This window comes from Citrobacter sp. KTE30, assembly GCF_000398825.1.
Lineage (GTDB): Bacteria > Pseudomonadota > Gammaproteobacteria > Enterobacterales > Enterobacteriaceae > Citrobacter > Citrobacter freundii.
This window is the reverse complement of record NZ_KB976056.1, coordinates 202,629-221,159: the sequence shown is the minus strand read 5'-3', so window position 1 is coordinate 221,159 and position 18,531 is coordinate 202,629. Positions and strand designations below refer to the sequence as shown.

General features: G+C 51.9%; 15 protein-coding genes, 1 tRNA gene and 1 other RNA gene. 15 read left to right on the top strand and 2 right to left on the bottom strand.

Going from position 1 to position 18,531, the window contains the following annotated elements:
• Positions 1-46: 46 nt before the first annotated feature.
• The 11 genes from eptB to WC1_RS02390 all read left to right on the top strand — a co-directional run bounded on the left by eptB (position 47) and on the right by WC1_RS02390 (position 9,887).
• Positions 47-1,741 (top strand): kdo(2)-lipid A phosphoethanolamine 7''-transferase, encoded by a 1,695-nt coding sequence (gene eptB, locus WC1_RS02355; RefSeq protein ID WP_016151143.1) that lies wholly within the window; start codon positions 47-49, stop codon positions 1,739-1,741.
• A 91-nt stretch (positions 1,742-1,832) separates the two neighbouring features.
• Positions 1,833-1,909 (top strand) — tRNA-Pro (locus WC1_RS02360).
• Positions 1,910-1,940: 31 nt separating this feature from the next.
• A non-coding RNA gene (locus tag WC1_RS24215) (RtT sRNA) lies at positions 1,941-2,074 on the top strand.
• A 73-nt stretch (positions 2,075-2,147) separates the two neighbouring features.
• A complete protein-coding gene (locus WC1_RS0123000) occupies positions 2,148-2,447 on the top strand; it encodes a hypothetical protein (RefSeq protein WP_141110492.1) in 300 nt (99 codons plus the stop codon).
• 209 nt (positions 2,448-2,656) lie between these two features.
• On the top strand, positions 2,657-2,893 hold the full coding sequence (locus WC1_RS24880) for a hypothetical protein (RefSeq protein ID WP_127674029.1): 237 nt from the start codon (positions 2,657-2,659) through the stop codon (positions 2,891-2,893).
• The gene (gene dppA / locus WC1_RS02365; protein WP_003837731.1) at positions 2,808-4,415 is read left to right on the top strand and encodes a dipeptide ABC transporter periplasmic-binding protein DppA; all 1,608 of its coding nucleotides are present in this window, start codon (positions 2,808-2,810) and stop codon (positions 4,413-4,415) included. The genes WC1_RS24880 and dppA overlap by 86 nt, the downstream gene beginning before the upstream one ends.
• A gap of 166 nt (positions 4,416-4,581) precedes the next feature.
• The gene (gene dppB / locus WC1_RS02370) at positions 4,582-5,601 is read left to right on the top strand and encodes a dipeptide ABC transporter permease DppB (RefSeq protein WP_003837733.1); all 1,020 of its coding nucleotides are present in this window, start codon (positions 4,582-4,584) and stop codon (positions 5,599-5,601) included.
• A 9-nt stretch (positions 5,602-5,610) separates the two neighbouring features.
• Positions 5,611-6,513: a dipeptide ABC transporter permease DppC gene (dppC, locus tag WC1_RS02375; protein ID WP_003837734.1), complete on the top strand. Its 903-nt coding sequence runs from the start codon at positions 5,611-5,613 to the stop codon at positions 6,511-6,513.
• A gap of 10 nt (positions 6,514-6,523) precedes the next feature.
• Complete coding sequence (gene dppD, locus WC1_RS02380) at positions 6,524-7,507, top strand: dipeptide ABC transporter ATP-binding protein (protein WP_003024317.1); 984 nt, start codon at positions 6,524-6,526, stop codon at positions 7,505-7,507.
• Complete coding sequence (dppF, locus tag WC1_RS02385; RefSeq protein ID WP_003024319.1) at positions 7,504-8,508, top strand: dipeptide ABC transporter ATP-binding subunit DppF; 1,005 nt, start codon at positions 7,504-7,506, stop codon at positions 8,506-8,508. The genes dppD and dppF overlap by 4 nt, the downstream gene beginning before the upstream one ends.
• Positions 8,509-8,684: 176 nt before the next feature.
• The gene (locus tag WC1_RS02390; protein ID WP_003024321.1) at positions 8,685-9,887 is read left to right on the top strand and encodes a sigma-54 interaction domain-containing protein; all 1,203 of its coding nucleotides are present in this window, start codon (positions 8,685-8,687) and stop codon (positions 9,885-9,887) included.
• A gap of 35 nt (positions 9,888-9,922) precedes the next feature.
• On the opposite strand, the gene WC1_RS02395 is transcribed toward WC1_RS02390, so the two are convergent.
• Both WC1_RS02395 and megL read right to left on the bottom strand, forming a co-directional pair.
• On the bottom strand, positions 9,923-11,221 hold the full coding sequence (locus tag WC1_RS02395) for an aromatic amino acid transport family protein (protein ID WP_016151142.1): 1,299 nt from the start codon (positions 11,219-11,221) through the stop codon (positions 9,923-9,925).
• Positions 11,222-11,338: 117 nt separating this feature from the next.
• Positions 11,339-12,535, bottom strand: coding sequence for a methionine gamma-lyase (gene megL, locus WC1_RS02400; protein WP_003023295.1), 1,197 nt, complete (start codon positions 12,533-12,535; stop codon positions 11,339-11,341).
• 427 nt (positions 12,536-12,962) lie between these two features.
• Between megL and WC1_RS24790 the strand changes: the two genes are divergently transcribed.
• The 4 genes from WC1_RS24790 (at position 12,963) to WC1_RS02420 (ending at position 18,462) form a co-directional block, all read left to right on the top strand.
• Complete coding sequence (locus WC1_RS24790) at positions 12,963-13,070, top strand: type I toxin-antitoxin system toxin Ldr family protein (RefSeq protein WP_003023297.1); 108 nt, start codon at positions 12,963-12,965, stop codon at positions 13,068-13,070.
• Positions 13,071-13,296: 226 nt separating this feature from the next.
• On the top strand, positions 13,297-15,303 hold the full coding sequence (hmsP, locus tag WC1_RS02410; protein ID WP_003846127.1) for a biofilm formation regulator HmsP: 2,007 nt from the start codon (positions 13,297-13,299) through the stop codon (positions 15,301-15,303).
• A 157-nt stretch (positions 15,304-15,460) separates the two neighbouring features.
• The gene (dctA, locus tag WC1_RS02415) at positions 15,461-16,747 is read left to right on the top strand and encodes a C4-dicarboxylate transporter DctC (protein WP_003837746.1); all 1,287 of its coding nucleotides are present in this window, start codon (positions 15,461-15,463) and stop codon (positions 16,745-16,747) included.
• A 221-nt stretch (positions 16,748-16,968) separates the two neighbouring features.
• Complete coding sequence (locus tag WC1_RS02420; protein WP_016151139.1) at positions 16,969-18,462, top strand: M16 family metallopeptidase; 1,494 nt, start codon at positions 16,969-16,971, stop codon at positions 18,460-18,462.
• The last annotated feature ends 69 nt before the right edge of the window (positions 18,463-18,531 follow it).

Below are 18,531 nucleotides of genomic sequence, written 5' to 3'. Positions count from 1 at the left end.
GCTTTTGCGCAGGGTGTTTTTATCCCTTCCTCCAGGGTTTGTTTGCATGAGATATATCAAATCGATGACGCAGCAGAAGCTGAGTTTCTTGCTGGCGATCTATATCGGTCTTTTTATGAATTGCGCTGTGTTTTTCCGTCGCTTTAGCGGATATGCGCACGAGTTTACCGTCTGGAAAGGACTCTCTGCGGTTGTTGAATTAGCTGGCACTGTGCTGGTGACCTTTTTTTTACTCCGTGTTCTCTCTTTATTTGGCCGACGCGTCTGGCGTGTCCTGGCAACGTTTGTGGTGCTCTGCTCTGCCGGCGCCAGCTATTACATGACCTTCCTGAATGTGGTCATTGGCTACGGTATTATTGCCTCGGTCATGACCACCGATATTGATTTATCAAAAGAAGTCGTCGGCTGGCATTTTATCGTTTGGCTGGTTTCAGTCAGTATTATCCCATTGGTGTTGATTTGGAGTAACCGCTGTCGTTATACCCTGATGAAACAGATTCGTACGCCTGGCATGAGATGGCGTAGCGTAGCGGCGGTTTTATTGGCTGGCCTGATGGTGTGGGCGCCCATTCGTCTGCTCAGCATGCAACAAAAAAGCGTTGAGCGTGAAACAGGGATCGATTTACCCAGCTACGGCGGAGTCGTTGCGAACTCCTATTTGCCGTCAAACTGGCTCTCTGCGCTGGGTTTGTACGCCTGGGCGCAGGTGGATGAATCTTCAGACAACAAATCGCTGATGAACCCGGCGAAGAAGTTCACCTACGTTGCCCCCAACAATCTCGACGACACCTACGTGGTCTTTATTATCGGCGAAACGACCCGCTGGGATCATATGGGGATTTTTGGCTATGAGCGCAATACCACGCCAAGGCTCGCCCAGGAGAAAAATCTGGCCGCGTTCCGAGGATATTCCTGTGATACGGCAACTAAACTTTCGCTGCGCTGTATGTTTGTGCGCGAGGGCGGGGCGGAAGAAAACCCGCAGCGTACTCTGAAAGAACAAAACGTCTTTTCCGTGCTCGGCCAGTTAGGGTTCAAGACCGATCTTTACGCGATGCAAAGCGAGATGTGGTTCTACAGCAATACCATGGCGGAAAACATTGCCTATCGTGAACAGATTGGCGCAGAGCCGCGTAACCGTGGCAAAAACGTTGACGATATGCTGCTGATTAATGAGATGCAGCAATCTTTACAGAAGACTGATGATGGCGAAAAGCGTCTGATTATTCTGCACACCAAGGGCTCGCATTTTAACTACACCCAGCGCTACACCCGCGAATATGCACAGTGGAAGCCGGAGTGTGTCAATGTTGATAGTGGCTGCTCGAAAGCTGAGATGATTAATTCATTTGATAATTCGGTAACCTACGTTGATCACTTTATTACCCAGGTGTTTGATCAGCTGCGCGATAAGAAAGCGATCGTGTTTTACGCCGCCGATCACGGTGAGTCAATTAACGAACGTGAGCACCTGCACGGTACGCCGCGTAAAATGGCGCCGCCTGAGCAGTTCCGCGTTCCTATGATGGTGTGGATGTCAGACAAATATCTGGAAGACCCTGACCATGCGAAGGCATTTGCGCACCTGAAGCAAGAAGCTGAGATGAAGGTGCCGCGTCGTCATGTGGAACTGTACGATACCGTTCTGGGTTGCCTTGGTTATACCTCGCCAAATGGGGGGATTAACGAGAATAACAACTGGTGTCGTATCCCTGACGGGAAGAAAGCAGCGGCCCAGTAATAGGCCTGCTGACTTTCTCGCCGATCGAATGGCATTTTGTTACTAAGGGATTGACGGGCGCGCGGCTGAGCAGTAAGATGCGCCCCGCATTCGGTGATTGGCGCAGCCTGGTAGCGCACTTCGTTCGGGACGAAGGGGTCGGAGGTTCGAATCCTCTATCACCGACCAAATTCAAAACCCTGCTCAACGAGCAGGGTTTTTTGCTTTATAGCCCAGGAGGATGAGAACCTCCGGGGGTAAGAGGTTCGACTCGAGCGTAGCGAGAGAACGTTGCGTCAGCAACGGCCCGCGGGGCGAGCCACGTAGTGGCGAGTAATCCTCTATCACCGACCAAATTTAAAACCCTGCTCAACGAGCAGGGTTTTTTGTTTTGTAGGCCTGATAAGCGAAGCGCCATCAGGCAATATTGGAGACATTGCCGGATGGCGGCGCAAGCGCCTTATGCGGCCTACAGACTCAGTTTCATCCCGGCGTGTATGGCGTTATTCCAACCCCACCTTTGACCTTCCTTTTATCTGCAAAAATTGTGCATCACTTCCCACTGACAGTTAACGATTCTGTGACATATTCCATTGCCTTTTTTTATGTTTGCTTGAAACTTTTTTTGCGCTACTTATGGCTGGCGCTGGCATTTTCCGCTGTGCGTTTTAACGTTCATGGCATTAATCGCTCAGATATGCAGCATTCATTGGGAAAATTTGAATAAATTGCATAAATGTTAATCTCCAAATGTTGCGAAGTATGAAGATGTTTATTCTGGCATAGTGCGCGTAGCACAAATTTCCCTGCTGAAAATACCCGCTTGCACTTTTTTTAATCTTTGTTTGCCAATTCTCACCGTTGGTGTAAATCGCGGTTACCTGTATTGACGTTTTCACATTCTGTTGACAGATTGTAGGGTATGAGGGGCATTTCATGGAGAATCCGCACTGCAACTCAGTCGCTTATGTGAACGGAATCCCCATCCTCTTAACGCTGACCCGGCCGGGTAAAAAACAAAAAAGGCCAGGCGGTGCAAACCCATTGCAAAGGGTAAAACAACAAACATCACATTTGGAGCAGAAGAATGAGTATTTCCTTGAAGAAGTCAGGGATGCTGAAGCTTGGTCTGAGCCTGGTGGCTATGACCGTCGCAGCAAGCGTACAGGCTAAAACTCTGGTTTATTGTTCAGAAGGATCTCCTGAAGGCTTTAACCCGCAGCTTTTCACCTCTGGTACCACCTATGATGCCAGCTCCGTGCCGATCTATAACCGCCTGGTCGAGTTCAAAACCGGCACAACTGAAGTGATCCCGGGACTTGCTGAGAAGTGGGAAATCAGCGAAGACGGTAAAACCTATACCTTCCACCTGCGTCAGGGCGTGAAGTGGCAGGACAACAAAGATTTCAAACCGACGCGCGATTTAAACGCCGATGACGTGGTGTTCTCTTTCGATCGTCAGAAAAATGCCCAGAACCCGTACCATAAAGTTTCTGGCGGCAGCTATGAATACTTCGAAGGGATGGGTCTGCCAGACCTGATCTCCGAAGTGAAAAAAGTGGATGATAAAACCGTTCAGTTCGTGCTGACTCGCCCGGAAGCACCGTTCCTGGCTGACCTGGCGATGGACTTCGCTTCTATTCTTTCCAAAGAATATGCGGACAACATGCTGAAAGCCGGTTCCCCGGAGAAAGTGGATCTGAACCCAATCGGTACCGGTCCGTTCCAGCTGCAGCAGTACCAGAAAGACTCTCGTATTCTGTATAAAGCATTCGAAGGTTACTGGGGCACTAAGCCGCAGATCGACCGTCTGGTCTTCTCCATTACGCCTGACGCTTCTGTGCGTTACGCCAAACTGCAGAAGAACGAGTGCCAGGTGATGCCGTACCCGAACCCGGCTGACATCGCACGCATGAAGCAGGATAAAAATATCAACCTGATGGAGCAGGCCGGTCTGAACGTTGGCTACCTCTCTTTCAACACCGAGAAGAAACCGTTTGATGATGTGAAAGTCCGTCAGGCGCTGACCTACGCGGTAAACAAAGAAGCGATCATCAAAGCGGTTTATCAGGGTGCTGGCGTTGCCGCGAAAAACCTGATCCCACCGACCATGTGGGGCTATAACGACGACGTTAAAGACTACACCTATGATCCTGAGAAGGCCAAAGCGCTGTTGAAGGAAGCCGGTCAGGACAAAGGCTTTACCGTTGAACTGTGGGCCATGCCGGTACAGCGTCCTTACAACCCGAACGCTCGTCGTATGGCGGAAATGGTTCAGGCTGACTGGGCGAAAATTGGCGTTCAGGCCAAGATTGTGACCTACGAGTGGGGCGAGTATCTGAAACGCGCCAAAGCGGGTGAACATCAGGCGGTGATGATGGGTTGGACCGGTGACAACGGGGATCCGGACAACTTCTTCGCCACCCTGTTCAGTTGTGCGGCAGCGAAAGACGGCTCCAACTACTCTCGCTGGTGCTACAAACCGTTTGAAGACCTGATCCAACCGGCGCGTGCGACCGACGATCACAACAAACGTATTGAACTGTACAAGCAAGCTCAGGTTGTTATGCACGATCAGGCCCCAGCTCTGATTGTTGCTCACTCCACCGTGTACGAACCAGTGCGTAAAGAAGTGAAAGGCTATGTGGTTGATCCATTAGGCAAACACCACTTCGAAAACGTCTCTGTCGAATAATTAAAAGCAATTAAGGAAGCGCTGCGCCCCGGTATTGTGTAGGCCGGATAAGCGCAGCGCCCTCCGGCGTAATGCTTTACCCGCGATGCAGTTTGCGTGGGATAAGATTTGTGAGCAATACAGACTCACGGTTCCAGGCCGTGCGTCATTAGAGAGAATCCGGGTTATGTTGCAGTTCATTCTCCGACGTTTGGGACTCGTCATCCCCACGTTTATCGGTATCACTCTTCTCACCTTTGCCTTCGTCCATATGATCCCCGGCGATCCGGTTATGATCATGGCAGGTGAACGTGGGATCTCCCCTGAGCGTCATGCTCAACTGCTGGCTGAACTCGGTCTGGATAAGCCTATGTGGCAGCAGTACCTCCACTATATCTGGGGGGTTATGCATGGCGATTTAGGTATCTCACTGAAAAGCCGCTTACCGGTGTGGGAAGAGTTCGTACCTCGATTCAAAGCCACGCTGGAACTCGGCGTCTGCGCGATGATTTTCGCCGTCGCAGTGGGTATCCCGGTGGGTGTACTTGCTGCAGTTAAGCGCGGCTCCATTTTCGATCACACCGCCGTTGGCCTGGCGCTGACCGGTTACTCCATGCCGATTTTCTGGTGGGGCATGATGCTGATCATGCTGGTTTCCGTGCAGTGGAACCTGACGCCAGTTTCTGGGCGGGTGAGCGACATGGTGTTCCTTGATGATTCCAATCCGCTGACCGGTTTTATGTTGATAGACACCGCCATCTGGGGTGAAGAGGGTAACTTTATCGATGCGTTGGCGCATATGGTCTTGCCTGCGATGGTGCTGGGTACCATTCCTCTGGCGGTCATTGTGCGTATGACACGTTCGTCGATGCTGGAAGTACTGGGCGAGGATTACATTCGTACCGCGCGCGCTAAAGGTTTGACCCGTATGCGCGTCATCATCATTCACGCTCTGCGTAACGCGATGCTGCCCGTTGTAACCGTTATCGGCCTGCAGGTTGGTACGTTGCTGGCTGGGGCAATCCTGACCGAGACTATCTTCTCGTGGCCGGGGCTGGGACGCTGGCTGATCGATGCGCTGCAACGCCGTGATTATCCGGTAGTGCAGGGCGGGGTACTGCTGGTCGCGACGATGATTATCCTCGTCAACTTGCTGGTAGACCTGCTGTATGGCGTGGTGAACCCGCGTATTCGGCATAAGAAGTAAGGGGCCATCATGTCACAGGTTACTGAAAACAAAGTTATTGCTGCACCGGTGCCGATGACGCCGCTGCAGGAGTTCTGGCACTATTTTAAACGCAACAAAGGCGCGGTTGTTGGGCTGGTGTATGTGGTGGTAATGATCCTGATTGCGGTCTTTGCCAACGTCCTTGCACCCTACAACCCGGCAGACCAGTTCCGCGATACGCTACTAGCACCTCCTGCGTGGCAGGAAGGCGGTTCCATGGCGCATCTGTTTGGTACTGATGATGTGGGCCGCGACGTGCTGTCCCGCCTGATGTACGGTGCGCGTCTGTCGCTGTTGGTTGGCTGTCTGGTGGTTGTACTCTCCCTGCTGATGGGCGTGGTTCTTGGGCTGATCGCCGGCTACTTTGGTGGAATTGTCGATAACGTCATCATGCGTGTGGTCGATATCATGCTGGCATTGCCGAGTCTGTTACTGGCGCTGGTGCTGGTGGCGGTATTTGGCCCCTCGATAGGCAACGCTGCGCTGGCGCTGACGTTTGTGGCATTGCCGCACTATGTGCGTCTGACGCGCGCCGCTGTGCTGGTGGAAGTTAACCGCGACTACGTCACCGCATCCCGCGTGGCGGGAGCCGGCGCGATGCGCCAGATGTTCGTCAATATTCTGCCTAACTGTCTTGCGCCGCTGATTGTTCAGGCGTCGCTTGGCTTCTCTAACGCCATTCTCGATATGGCTGCCCTCGGCTTCCTGGGGATGGGTGCACAGCCGCCTACGCCGGAATGGGGCACCATGCTCTCTGACGTTCTGCAGTTTGCCCAAAGCGCCTGGTGGGTCGTGACCTTCCCGGGGCTGGCGATCCTGTTGACGGTGCTGGCATTTAACCTGATGGGTGACGGTCTGCGTGACGCGCTCGATCCCAAACTGAAGCAGTAAGAGGTTCGAGATGGCGTTATTAAATGTAGATAAATTATCGGTGCATTTCGGCGACGTAGGTTCCGAATTCCGCGCCGTAGACCGCATTAGCTACAGTGTGAATCAGGGTGAAGTGGTTGGCATTGTTGGGGAGTCTGGTTCTGGTAAGTCCGTCAGCTCGCTGGCGATTATGGGACTGATTGACTACCCTGGCCGCGTTATGGCCGAAAATCTGGAGTTTAATGGTCGCGACCTGAAGCGCATCTCTGAGAAAGAGCGTCGCCAACTGGTGGGTGCGGAAGTGGCAATGATCTTCCAGGACCCGATGACCAGCCTTAACCCCTGCTACACCGTCGGCTACCAGATTATGGAAGCCATCAAGGTGCACCAGGGCGGCAACAAAAAAACGCGTATTCAGCGGGCAATTGACCTGCTGACGCTGGTGGGGATCCCCGATCCGGCCTCGCGTCTGGATGTCTATCCGCACCAGTTGTCCGGTGGGATGAGTCAGCGCGTGATGATCGCGATGGCAATTGCCTGTCGTCCGAAGCTGCTGATTGCAGATGAACCGACAACGGCGCTGGATGTGACCATTCAGGCGCAGATCATCGAGCTACTGCTGGAATTGCAGCAAAAAGAGAACATGGCGCTGGTCTTAATCACGCACGATCTGGCGCTGGTGGCTGAAGCGGCACACAAAATCATCGTGATGTACGCTGGGCAGGTAGTGGAAACCGGGGCCGCGCAGGATATCTTCCGCGCGCCGCGTCATCCTTACACCCAGGCGCTGCTGCGCGCGCTGCCGGAGTTTGCTCAGGACAAAGCGCGTCTGGCCTCACTGCCGGGCGTGGTTCCCGGTAAATATGACCGCCCGAGCGGCTGTTTGCTGAATCCACGCTGCCCCTATGCGACCGACAAATGCCGCGCTGAAGAACCTGAACTGAACCTGCTGGAAGGCGGTCGTCAGTCGAAATGCCACTACCCACTTGATGATGCCGGGAGGCCTGGGCTATGAGTACGCAAAAGGCCGCCGCGCAACAGCCGCTGTTGCAGGCAATTGACCTGAAAAAACACTACCCGGTGAAGAAGGGCATGTTCGCCCCGGAACGCCTGGTGAAAGCGCTGGATGGCGTTTCCTTTACTCTGGAGCGCGGTAAAACGCTGGCGGTGGTAGGTGAGTCGGGCTGTGGGAAATCCACCCTTGGCCGTCTGCTGACGATGATTGAAATCCCGACTGGCGGTGAGCTGTATTACCAGGGACAGGATTTACTCAAGCATGACCCGCAGGCGCAGAAGCTGCGTCGGCAGAAAATCCAGATAGTGTTCCAGAACCCCTATGGTTCCCTGAACCCGCGTAAAAAAGTAGGGCAGATTCTGGAAGAGCCGTTGCTAATCAACTCCACGCTAAGCAAAGAGGAGCGTCGTGAAAAAGCGCTGGCGATGATGGCGAAAGTGGGGCTGAAAACCGAGCACTACGACCGCTATCCGCATATGTTCTCCGGCGGTCAGCGTCAGCGTATTGCCATCGCTCGCGGTCTGATGCTTGATCCGGACGTGGTGATTGCCGATGAACCGGTCTCAGCGCTGGACGTTTCGGTGCGTGCGCAGGTGCTGAATCTGATGATGGATTTGCAGCAGGAACTGGGGCTGTCATACGTCTTTATCTCGCACGACCTGTCGGTGGTAGAGCACATTGCCGATGAAGTGATGGTGATGTATTTAGGCCGCTGTGTGGAAAAAGGGACCAAGGATCAGATCTTCAATAATCCACGGCATCCGTACACTCAGGCGCTGCTCTCCGCAACGCCGCGCCTGAACCCGGACGATCGCCGCGAGCGTATCAAGCTGACCGGTGAGCTGCCAAGCCCGCTGAATCCGCCACCAGGCTGCGCATTCAACGCCCGTTGCCGTCGTCGCTTTGGTCCGTGTACTCAGCTTCAGCCACAGTTAAAAGACTATGGCGGTCAACTGGTGGCCTGTTTCGCCGTTGACCAGGACGAAAACCCACAGCAATAAACGTGGGTTATGACCCGATAACCGGAGCCTTGTGCTCCGGTTTTTTTATATTTTGTTTTTCCGTCCACAATGTGAGTCCTCTGGCAGAACATTATTCCACAGCGTCTAAAATGTAGTCAGGTTTCCTCTCGCCACAGAAATATCTATTTCGCAGTTGCTAACTATCAGGAGCAAATGTGGTCACGATACGCTGGGATATTAAAACAATTGATCGTCTGTCGATGGTTGAGGATGTCCTGAAGGAATTTTCCTGCTGCGATATCAATATCATCTCCATGAAAGTCACACCTGGACGGATCCTGATTAAATCCTGGTGCCGCCAGCTACAGGATATTTCCTGTGTGCAATCCTGTTTAAGCCAGCGCGCCGATATTATTAATGTCGCCTACCTCTGTGAGGAGATAAGCGAGCTGTCAACGCCGGAGCCGGAACGCCCGCGTTATTTCTCTGACATTATTTGCAGCAGCCAGAGCATGCACGCGCTTATCGAAAAGGCGATAAAAATTGCTGACAGCAAATATACCGTTCTGATCCGTGGCGATACGGGTACCGGCAAAGAGCTGCTGGCCCGGGCTATCCATAATTCCGGGCAGCGACGTTTTTATCCGTTTATTCCGGTCAACTGCTCTGCGCTACCTGAGTCGCTTATGGAGAGTGAATTCTTTGGCTATGAGAAAGGGGCTTTTAGCGGCGCGGATTGTAAAGGCAAAAAAGGGCTGTTTGAAATGGCCGATAAAGGCACCCTTTTTCTCGATGAATTTGGTGAAATGTCGCTGGGCTTACAGGCTAAATTATTGCGCGTCCTGCAGGATGGCGGGATCCGTCGCGTTGGCGGGGCGCAAATTATTCCGGTTAATGTACGCATTATTGTGGCAACCAACGCCAATCTGGAAGATATGGTGGAACAACGTCTGTTGCGCGCCGATCTCTATTACCGCATCAATGTACTTTCCCTGACTATTCCGCCTTTGCGGGAGCGTCCGCAGGATATCAGTCTGTTGATTCGCCACTTTGTGCAGAAATACGCAAAGGAATTCCAGCGGCGGATCATTCTGGATAAAGCTTGTTTTGATGCCTTGCACCATCACAGCTGGCCGGGAAACGTGCGCGAACTGGAAAATACCATTATTCGTCTGATGCTAATGGCGGAATCCGATGTCATTACGCCCGAAGAATTAGGGATGGTGAATTTGCCCGCCGCTGAGCAAGGCCCGACAGAACGTCCTTTTAAAGAGCAGGTTTTGTATGCGGAACGCCAGCTTATTGAACAGATGATGGAAGAGAATGTGTCGTCGCGGCATATCGCCAAAGCGCTGGGGGTGTCACATACCACGGTACTGAATAAAATTCGCAGCTATCAACTGGAGAGTGTGAGCTAAGCGCCGCCAGGAGCTGACGGCGCAGTTTACGCGGGTTATTCAATCAGCTTCAGTAATGGCGACAGGCACAGCAGGATCCCGTACAGCAGGATTAGCCAGGTTTTCAGCCCGCGTAGTTTTTCCAGCTGTGTGACTTTATAGATCAGGAAAAACGGAATAATACACGACACAATCCCGTACAGCGGGCTGCCTAACTGGAAGAACACCAGTACTGATACGCGAAACGATACCCAAATCACCAGGGTGATAACAATAAAGGTACAAATACCCAGCGTAAGCACCAGAGGATTAATTTTTTCCACGTCAATAACGCGGCTCAGTACGTTAAGAATAATTCCTTTGATCGCCTCGTGGAATCCCAAATAAATACCAAAGAACGCGGTTAATACGGCGAAGATATTTAATACCGTTGAGGTGATATGAATAATCTGTCCCGGAATCACCTGTGCCGCCAGCGCCAGTGCGGAAATATTTTGTTCGAAGGCTGAAACGGCTTCTTCATGGCTAATGGAAAAGGTAAAAGAAAAAGAGAAAAACAGGATGACCGCAATCAGCGTAATGTAACTGATCCGATGCGTACGTATAGCCATACGAGTGGCCAGTACCCGGTCTGCCACCCGTTTGCGGTAGGCGATGTTCATAGGGTTCAACACCTGAATAAACACCGCGGAGAAGAAGCAGAACGGGATGGTTAGCAGCACATCGCGAAAGAACACCGAGGCTTCAGGGAAGGCGCTGATATTAGCGAAGTTCCAGTGTGGAACCATCGCAAAACCAAATACGATGATGATACCCACTTTGACCACTACCATCGGGCCGGAGATTTTGAATAGCAGTTTTTCTCCCCCGGAAGCAATGGCGACCAGCACGGCAAAAATGGCCACTTTGTAGATTATCGACTGTGAAAGATCGGACTCGGTCAAGCCGAAGGTTTTGATATATGAGGCGCTGTCAAAAACCACGGATAAGGAATAAATAAATATGCCGTGAATAATCATCAGAAAATAGATGACGCCAAGAAATACGCCCCAGTTTTTTCCCAGATAATGACTTATAATATCCGTGTAGTCATTACAGGTTTCACTTTCTGATAATGTTTTTAAATAAATATCCTGCACAATATAAGTTGCCGGATAAGCAATAATAAAGGCGACAATAAATACCCAAATGCCTGTTAAGCCAATTTGTACCGGCATCAGTACCGTTCCGGCACCAATGGCCATGCCTATGCACAGTAATACCCAGCCAAAATCGTATTTCGTAAACGGTATTTTTTTTGAGAATGGTACGGCGGTTGCTGTATTGTTGCTTAATTGTAATGTGTTGTCCTGCATAGAACCCCCTGCCCAAAATACACGTTCTCCCCGAAAGAGGATTGCGCGTATTGCCAGACTGTTGTGCCTTGATTCTCAACAACCTGAACCGAACGGCGTCGGTTCAGGCCATATTGGTCAGAATGTTGCCTTTCTGATGGCGTGTTCAAGGTCGTTAATAATATCTTCTGGATCTTCAAGACCCACAGAAAGACGGATAAGCCCGTCGGTAATACCTGCTTTAAGCCGTTCCTCTGGCGCAACGGGCGAATGTGTCATAGACGCTGGGTGCTGAATGAGGGTTTCGGTATCACCGAGACTGACCGCGAGGAGGCATAATTCTACAGAATTGATCATCCGTCTGCCAGCCTCGAGGCCGCCAGCGATTTCGAAGCTGATAATTCCACCTGGCAGGCTCATTTGTCGCTGGCCCAGCTCATACTGCGGATGCGATGACAGGCCTGGATAATACACCCGAGTAATGGACGGATGCCCTTCGAGGAAGCGGGCGATTTTCAGCGCATTTTCACAGTGACGCTCCATACGAATGCCCAGCGTTTTAACGCCGCGCAGCGTCAACCACGCATTGAAAGGACTCATGCAGCCGCCGGTGATATCTTTCAGGCCAACAAACCGCGCCTGGTCGATAAACTCCTGCTTACCAACAATGATGCCGCCAATCACATCCCCGTGACCGTTGATATATTTGGTGACGCTGTGCACCACAATATCTGCGCCCAGTTGCAAAGGCTGCTGACAGTACGGCGACATAAAGGTGTTATCCACCACCAGTAATGCGCCTTGCTGATGGGCGATGCCGGCTACGGTTTCAATGTCGACCAGCGACAGCGTCGGGTTAGCGGGCGTTTCGATATACACAACTTTGGTTTCCGGGCGCATGGCGGCGCGGATTTCTTCCGGTTTCGCGGCGTCGACAAAGCTGACGTTAATCCCAAACTTCGGCATGCTGTGCGACAAAAACGCGTGGGTACAACCGTAAATCGCGCTGGCGGAAACGATATGGTCACCCTGCTGACAAAGCGTCAACAGCGTTGTGGTGATCGCAGAAATACCGGACGCGGTAGCCAGCCCGGCTTCACCTCTTTCCAGTACCGCCAGCTTTTTCTCCAGCGCATCAGTGGTAGGGTTACCCAAGCGGGTGTAAATGTACCCGGACTCTTCGAGCGCAAAGCGGGCGGCACCTTGTTCGGCGCTGTCAAAAACAAACGTTGAAGTCTGGAAAATAGGCGTACTGAGCGCGCCAGTTGAAGGGTCGGGTTGTTGCCCCGCGTGAACGATCTGGGTGTTGAATCCGTAAGTACGACAGTCAGACATGATATCTCCTTTGATTCGGAACAGAACAGCTCACAGTCATATAGCAATCGCTGTGCCAGAAAATAAACTAATAGATATCAATGTTTTAGTGGTTTTATCGTGCGGGTGGCCGTCAGGAAAGTTGCCAGTTGGCAAGAAACTTTCCAGCGATTGGCGGATTTATTAAGCCGTAATTGCGAGGCTTTACGCAGACTGGATCACCTCGGGGTGATGAGACGAAAGTGTTACCGTAGAATCAGCAGCAAGCCGGGTTTACCCGGTGAGGCGCGATGTTGCGGGGGCTTGATCCCCGGCGGCATATGTTGCTGGAAAGAGAAAACCCCCGCACGTTGTTCGGTATAAACCTGGCAACAAAACGGGGGCTAACTTGAACCTCAACAACTCAAGAATAGCCGCGAACAGTTGCCATTGCAACACAGGCGGCTATATGACGCTCGCACAGTTAGGCGTGGCTTTCTGGCACGATTTAGCGGCTCCAATTATCGCTGGCATTATTGCCAGCTTGATTGTGAACTGGCTGCGTAACAGGAAGTAATGCACTTTGCGGGCGTCTGCCTGCCGTAATGGCAACATGCGCCCGAACCAGGCCGCAGGGGCTAACCTTGCGGCCTTTTTCGGCTTAAATGCAGATAAATCTCGTCGCCAGGTGCCTATCCTGTCGCGATAATGCACGCTGGGAAGTTTTCAGATACCGCCTCTCTTAATACCGCTACGATCGGGTATACTCTGACGGCAGTTTCGTCTATCCGTGGAGAGTCAGTTTGCGTGTCAGTCGCTCGTTAACAATTAAGCAGATGGCAATGGTTGCGGCCGTTGTTATGGTGTTCGTTTTTATTTTTTGCACCGTTTTGTTGTTCCATCTGGTCCAGCAAAACCGCTATAACACGGCTACGCAACTGGAAAGTATCGCTCGCTCCGTTCGTGAACCTCTGTCGAACACTATCCTGAAAGGGGATATTCCCGAAGCGGAAGCTATTTTAAGAAGTATTCGGCCAGCAGGCGTGGTAAGTCGCGCCGATGTGGTGCTGCCTAATCAGTTTCAGGCGCTGCGGATGAGCTTTATACCTGAACGTCCGGTTCCGGTTACGGTGACTCGCCTGTTTGAGCTTCCGGTACAAATTTCGCTGCCTATCTATTCTCTTGAACGTTCCGCTAACCCACAACCGCTGGCGTATCTGGTGCTGCAGGCGGATTCGTACCGCATGTACAAATTCGTGATGAGTACGCTCTCGACGTTAGTGACCATTTACTTACTTTTGTCGCTAATACTGACCGTCGCTATCTCCTGGTGCATTAACCGCTTGATTGTGCACCCCTTACGTAAAATTGCCCGTGAGCTGAACGACATTCAACAGCAGGACCTGATTGGTTATCAACTGGCATTGCCGCGTCTACATCAGGATGATGAGATTGGTATGCTGGTGCGTAGCTACAATCTTAATCAGCAGTTGATTCAGCGACATAGCGAAGATCAAAGCGACTTAGCAATGCGTTTCCCGGTTTCCGAACTGCCCAATAAGTCGTTTTTAATGGGGCTGCTGGAGCAGGTTGTTACCCGCCAACAGACGACGGCGCTGATGATTGTCACCTGCGAAACCCTACGTGACACCGCGGGTGTGTTAACCGAAACCCAGCGAGAAATCCTGTTACTTACGCTGGTCGAAAAACTGAAGTCTGTATTGTCTCCCAGGATGGTGCTTACCCAGGTGAGTGGCTATGACTTTGCCATTATCGCCCATGGTGTAAAAGAACCCTGGCACGCTATTACGCTAGGTCAGCAAGTACTCACTATCGTTAATGAGCGGTTACCGATTCAGGGCATTCAACTACGTCCTACCTGCAACATTGGGGTGGCGATGTTTTATGGTGATTTAACCGCAGAGCAGCTCTACCGCCGCGCCCTGTCAGCTGTGTTAACGTCGCGTCATAAAGGTAAAAACCAAATTCAGTTCTTTGATCCGTTGCAGATGGAAGAGGCGCAGCAGCGTTTAACCCAAGAGAACGATATTTTAACCGCCATGGATAACCAGCAATTTGCGCTCTGGATGCAGCCCCAGGTAGAGATGTCCAGCGGCAAGGTATTGAGCGCAGAAGCATTATTGCGGATGCAGCAGCCGGACGGTAGCTGGGAGCTGCCTGAAGGGTTAATCGACAGAATTGAGTCTTGTGGTCTGATGGTGACCGTCGGTTATTGGGTGTTGGAAGAAACATGCCGCCAGCTGTCAGCCTGGCAAGAACGCGGTCTCATGCTGCCGCTCTCGGTGAATTTATCAGCTCTCCAGTTGATGCACCCAAGTATGGTGTCTGATCTGCTGGAATTGTTGACGCGCTATCGCATTAAGCCAGGCACATTGATTCTGGAAGTGACTGAAAGCCGGCATATTGACGATCCTCACGCCGCAGTGGCCATTTTGCGACCGCTGCGCAACGCGGGCGTGCGCATCGCCCTGGATGACTTTGGCATGGGGTATGCGGGTCTGCGACAGCTACAGCATATGAAGTCGCTGCCGGTGGATGTACTCAAAATCGATAAGATGTTTGTCGATGGCGTGCCCGAAGATTGCAGCATGATCTCCGCCATCATTCAGCTGGCACATAGCCTCAACTTGCAGATGATCGCCGAAGGCGTTGAAACCGAAGCGCAACGCGAATGGTTATCAAAAGCCGGGGTGGAAGTGGCGCAAGGATTCCTGTTTGCTCGACCCGTTCCGGCAAATATCTTTGAAGAACGTTATCTGGCACCGGAAAGCGCTGATTACAAAAGTTAAAAAAGGTCTCGCTTGTGCGAGCCAGCTCAAAATTTTTAACATTTTTGTATCAATTATGATCCAGGTGCATTTCTGTCATGTTGAGTGGGTGTTACTTTAAGGCCGCAGGTTAAACAAAACCTTACAAGACCTGTGGTTTTTACTTTAAGGACACCCTATGAAGACCTCTATATTCAAAAGCCTTTACTTTCAGGTCCTGACAGCAATTGCCATTGGTATTCTCCTTGGCCATTACTACCCTGAATTAGGCGCCCAAATGAAGCCGCTTGGTGATGCTTTCGTTAAGCTCATCAAGATGGTCATCGCACCTGTCATCTTCTGTACTGTCGTGACCGGCATTGCAGGCATGGAAAGTATGAAAGCAGTAGGCCGCACAGGTGCGGTTGCACTGCTCTATTTTGAAATTGTCAGTACGATTGCGCTGATCATCGGCCTTATCATCGTCAACGTGGTGCAACCCGGTGCCGGAATGAACGTCGATCCGGCGACGCTGGACGCTAAAGCGGTTGCCATTTACGCTGAACAGGCAAAAGACCAGGGGATCGTAGGCTTCCTGATGGATATTATCCCGGGTAGCGTGATTGGCGCGTTCGCCAGCGGTAACATCCTGCAGGTATTACTGTTTGCGGTAATGTTTGGTTTTGCGCTGCACCGTCTGGGCAGCAAAGGCCAGATGATTTTCAACGTGATTGAAAGCTTCTCGCAGGTTATTTTCGGCATCATCAATATGATCATGCGTCTGGCGCCGATCGGTGCTTTCGGCGCTATGGCCTTTACCATCGGTAAATATGGCGTCGGAACGCTGGTGCAACTGGGTCAGCTGATAATCTGCTTCTACATCACCTGTATTCTGTTTGTGGTTGTGGTTCTGGGCTCCATTGCTCGCGCAACCGGCTTCAGCATTTTCAAATTCATCCGCTATATCCGTGAAGAACTGCTGATCGTACTGGGTACGTCTTCTTCTGAATCCGCGCTGCCGCGTATGCTCGATAAGATGGAAAAACTGGGCTGCCGGAAGTCGGTTGTCGGGTTGGTTATACCCACGGGCTACTCGTTTAACCTTGATGGGACATCAATCTATCTGACGATGGCGGCGGTGTTTATCGCTCAGGCAACCAACAGCCATATGGATATCTTCCATCAGATAACCCTGTTGGTGGTGCTCCTGCTCTCCTCAAAAGGTGCAGCGGGTGTGACCGGGAGTGGCTTCATTGTTCTGGCCGCGACGATCTCTGCTGTGGGCCATTTGCCGGTTGCGGGTCTGGCACTGATTCTTGGTATTGACCGCTTTATGTCTGAAGCACGTGCGCTGACTAACCTGGTCGGCAACGGTGTGGCAACTGTCGTCGTCGCTAAATGGGTCAAAGAACTGGACCACAAAAAGTTGGACGATGTGCTGAATAATCGTGCGCCGGATGGCAAAACGCACGATTTATCCTCTTAATCTCGTCACTTATGCCCGTAGTCCCTTCCAGGACTGCGGGCGTTTGCGCATAATTACCCCCTGTGCCTGAAACCGTCGATTCGGCGGCTCGGGATTTTTTCACTTCTTCCGTGACATTTTTATGTTCTCGCGGTCTAACACGAAGTGTTTTTAACGTCATATTCAGAGAGTCCTTTCGAGGGCTGTCTTTTTATTTCCAGGATAGTTGATCAGGGGTTCACATGCAGGGCACAAAAATTCGACTTTTAGCGGGCGGCTTGCTGATGATGGCCACTGCCAGCTATGTGCAGGCAGATGCGCTCCAGCCTGACCCGGCGTGGCAACAGGGCACGCTGGCAAATGGTCTACAGTGGCAAGTGTTAGCCACTCCCCAGCGCCCCAGCGACCGTATTGAGGTCCGCCTGCTGGTTAATACCGGTTCACTCACCGAAAGTACGCAACAGAGTGGTTTCAGCCATGCGATCCCGCGTATCGCGCTGACGCAAAGCGGTGGCCTTGATGCCACGCAAGCCCGTTCATTGTGGCAGCAGGGGTTCGATCCCAAACGTCCCATGCCGCCGGTTATCGTTTCCTATGATTCCACGTTGTACAACCTCAGTCTGCCAAACAGCCGTAACGATCTACTGAAAGAGTCACTTTCTTACCTGGCGAATATCTCCGGCAATCTGAGCATCACCTCTGAAACGGTCAATCATGCGCTGAGCAGCGAAGATATGGTTGCAACCTGGCCGTCAGATACCAAAGAAGGGTGGTGGCGTTACCGTCTGAAGGGATCGACTCTGCTGGGACACGATCCCGCCGATCCGCTGAAAACGCCTGTAGATGCGGCGAAAATTCAGTCTTTCTACCAGAAATGGTATACCCCGGACGCGATGACGCTGATCATCGTCGGTAACGTTGATGCACGCAGCGTAGCTGAGCAAATCAATAAAACCTTTGGCGAGTTAAAAGGAAAACGCGAAACGCCTGCACCGGTACCTACGCTCTCTCCGCTGCGAGCAGAAGCCGTAAGCATTATGACCGATGCGGTACGCCAGGATCGCCTGTCTATTATGTGGGATACGCCGTGGCAACCGATCCGTGAATCTGCCGCGTTGTTACGATACTGGCGCGCTGATTTAGCTCGTGAGGCGCTGTTCTGGCACATTCAGCAAGAGCTAACTAAAAACAATGCCAAAGACATTGGCCTCGGATTTGACTGCCGGGTGCTGTTCCTGCGCGCGCAGTGTGCGATTAACGTTGAGTCGCCAAACGATAAGCTGAACGCCAATCTGGGTACGGTTGCGCGTGAGCTGGCGAAAGTGCGTGATAAGGGACTTCCGGAAGAAGAGTTCAATGCGCTGGTCGCGCAAAAGAATCTGGAACTGCAGAAGCTGTTTGCCACCTATGGTCGTACCGATACCGATATTTTGATCAGCCAGCGTTTGCGCTCGCTGCAAAATCAGGTGGTGGATATTGCGCCTGAACAGTATCAGCGTTTACGCCAGAGCTTCCTCAACAGCCTGAGCGTTGAGATGTTGAATCAGGACCTGCGACAGCAGCTGTCGCAAGATATGGCGTTAATTCTGCTGCAACCGAAGGGTGAACCTGAATTCAATATGAAGGATCTGCAGGCGACGTGGGATAGCATTATGGCGCCCGTTACCGCAGCGGCAACATCTGTTGAAACGGATGAATCACACCCTGAAGTGACGGATATCCCGCCGGTACAATAACCTGTAGGCCGGATAAGACGATTACGCCGCCATCCGGCATTGGAGATGCCGGGGGCGCTTCGCTTGCCC

What these genes read in the sequence shown, in the direction of transcription:
- WC1_RS02395 (WP_016151142.1), bottom strand. Translation starts at nt 11,221, where the DNA reads ATGCAGGACAACACATTACAATTAAGCAACAATACAGCAACCGCCGTA.
- eptB (WP_016151143.1), top strand. Translation starts at nt 47, where the DNA reads ATGAGATATATCAAATCGATGACGCAGCAGAAGCTGAGTTTCTTGCTG.
- dppB (WP_003837733.1), top strand. Translation starts at nt 4,582, where the DNA reads ATGTTGCAGTTCATTCTCCGACGTTTGGGACTCGTCATCCCCACGTTT.
- WC1_RS24880 (WP_127674029.1), top strand. Translation starts at nt 2,657, where the DNA reads ATGGAGAATCCGCACTGCAACTCAGTCGCTTATGTGAACGGAATCCCC.
- dppF (WP_003024319.1), top strand. Translation starts at nt 7,504, where the DNA reads ATGAGTACGCAAAAGGCCGCCGCGCAACAGCCGCTGTTGCAGGCAATT.
- megL (WP_003023295.1), bottom strand. Translation starts at nt 12,535, where the DNA reads ATGTCTGACTGTCGTACTTACGGATTCAACACCCAGATCGTTCACGCG.
- WC1_RS24790 (WP_003023297.1), top strand. Translation starts at nt 12,963, where the DNA reads ATGACGCTCGCACAGTTAGGCGTGGCTTTCTGGCACGATTTAGCGGCT.
- dppD (WP_003024317.1), top strand. Translation starts at nt 6,524, where the DNA reads ATGGCGTTATTAAATGTAGATAAATTATCGGTGCATTTCGGCGACGTA.
- dppA (WP_003837731.1), top strand. Translation starts at nt 2,808, where the DNA reads ATGAGTATTTCCTTGAAGAAGTCAGGGATGCTGAAGCTTGGTCTGAGC.
- dppC (WP_003837734.1), top strand. Translation starts at nt 5,611, where the DNA reads ATGTCACAGGTTACTGAAAACAAAGTTATTGCTGCACCGGTGCCGATG.
- WC1_RS02420 (WP_016151139.1), top strand. Translation starts at nt 16,969, where the DNA reads ATGCAGGGCACAAAAATTCGACTTTTAGCGGGCGGCTTGCTGATGATG.
- dctA (WP_003837746.1), top strand. Translation starts at nt 15,461, where the DNA reads ATGAAGACCTCTATATTCAAAAGCCTTTACTTTCAGGTCCTGACAGCA.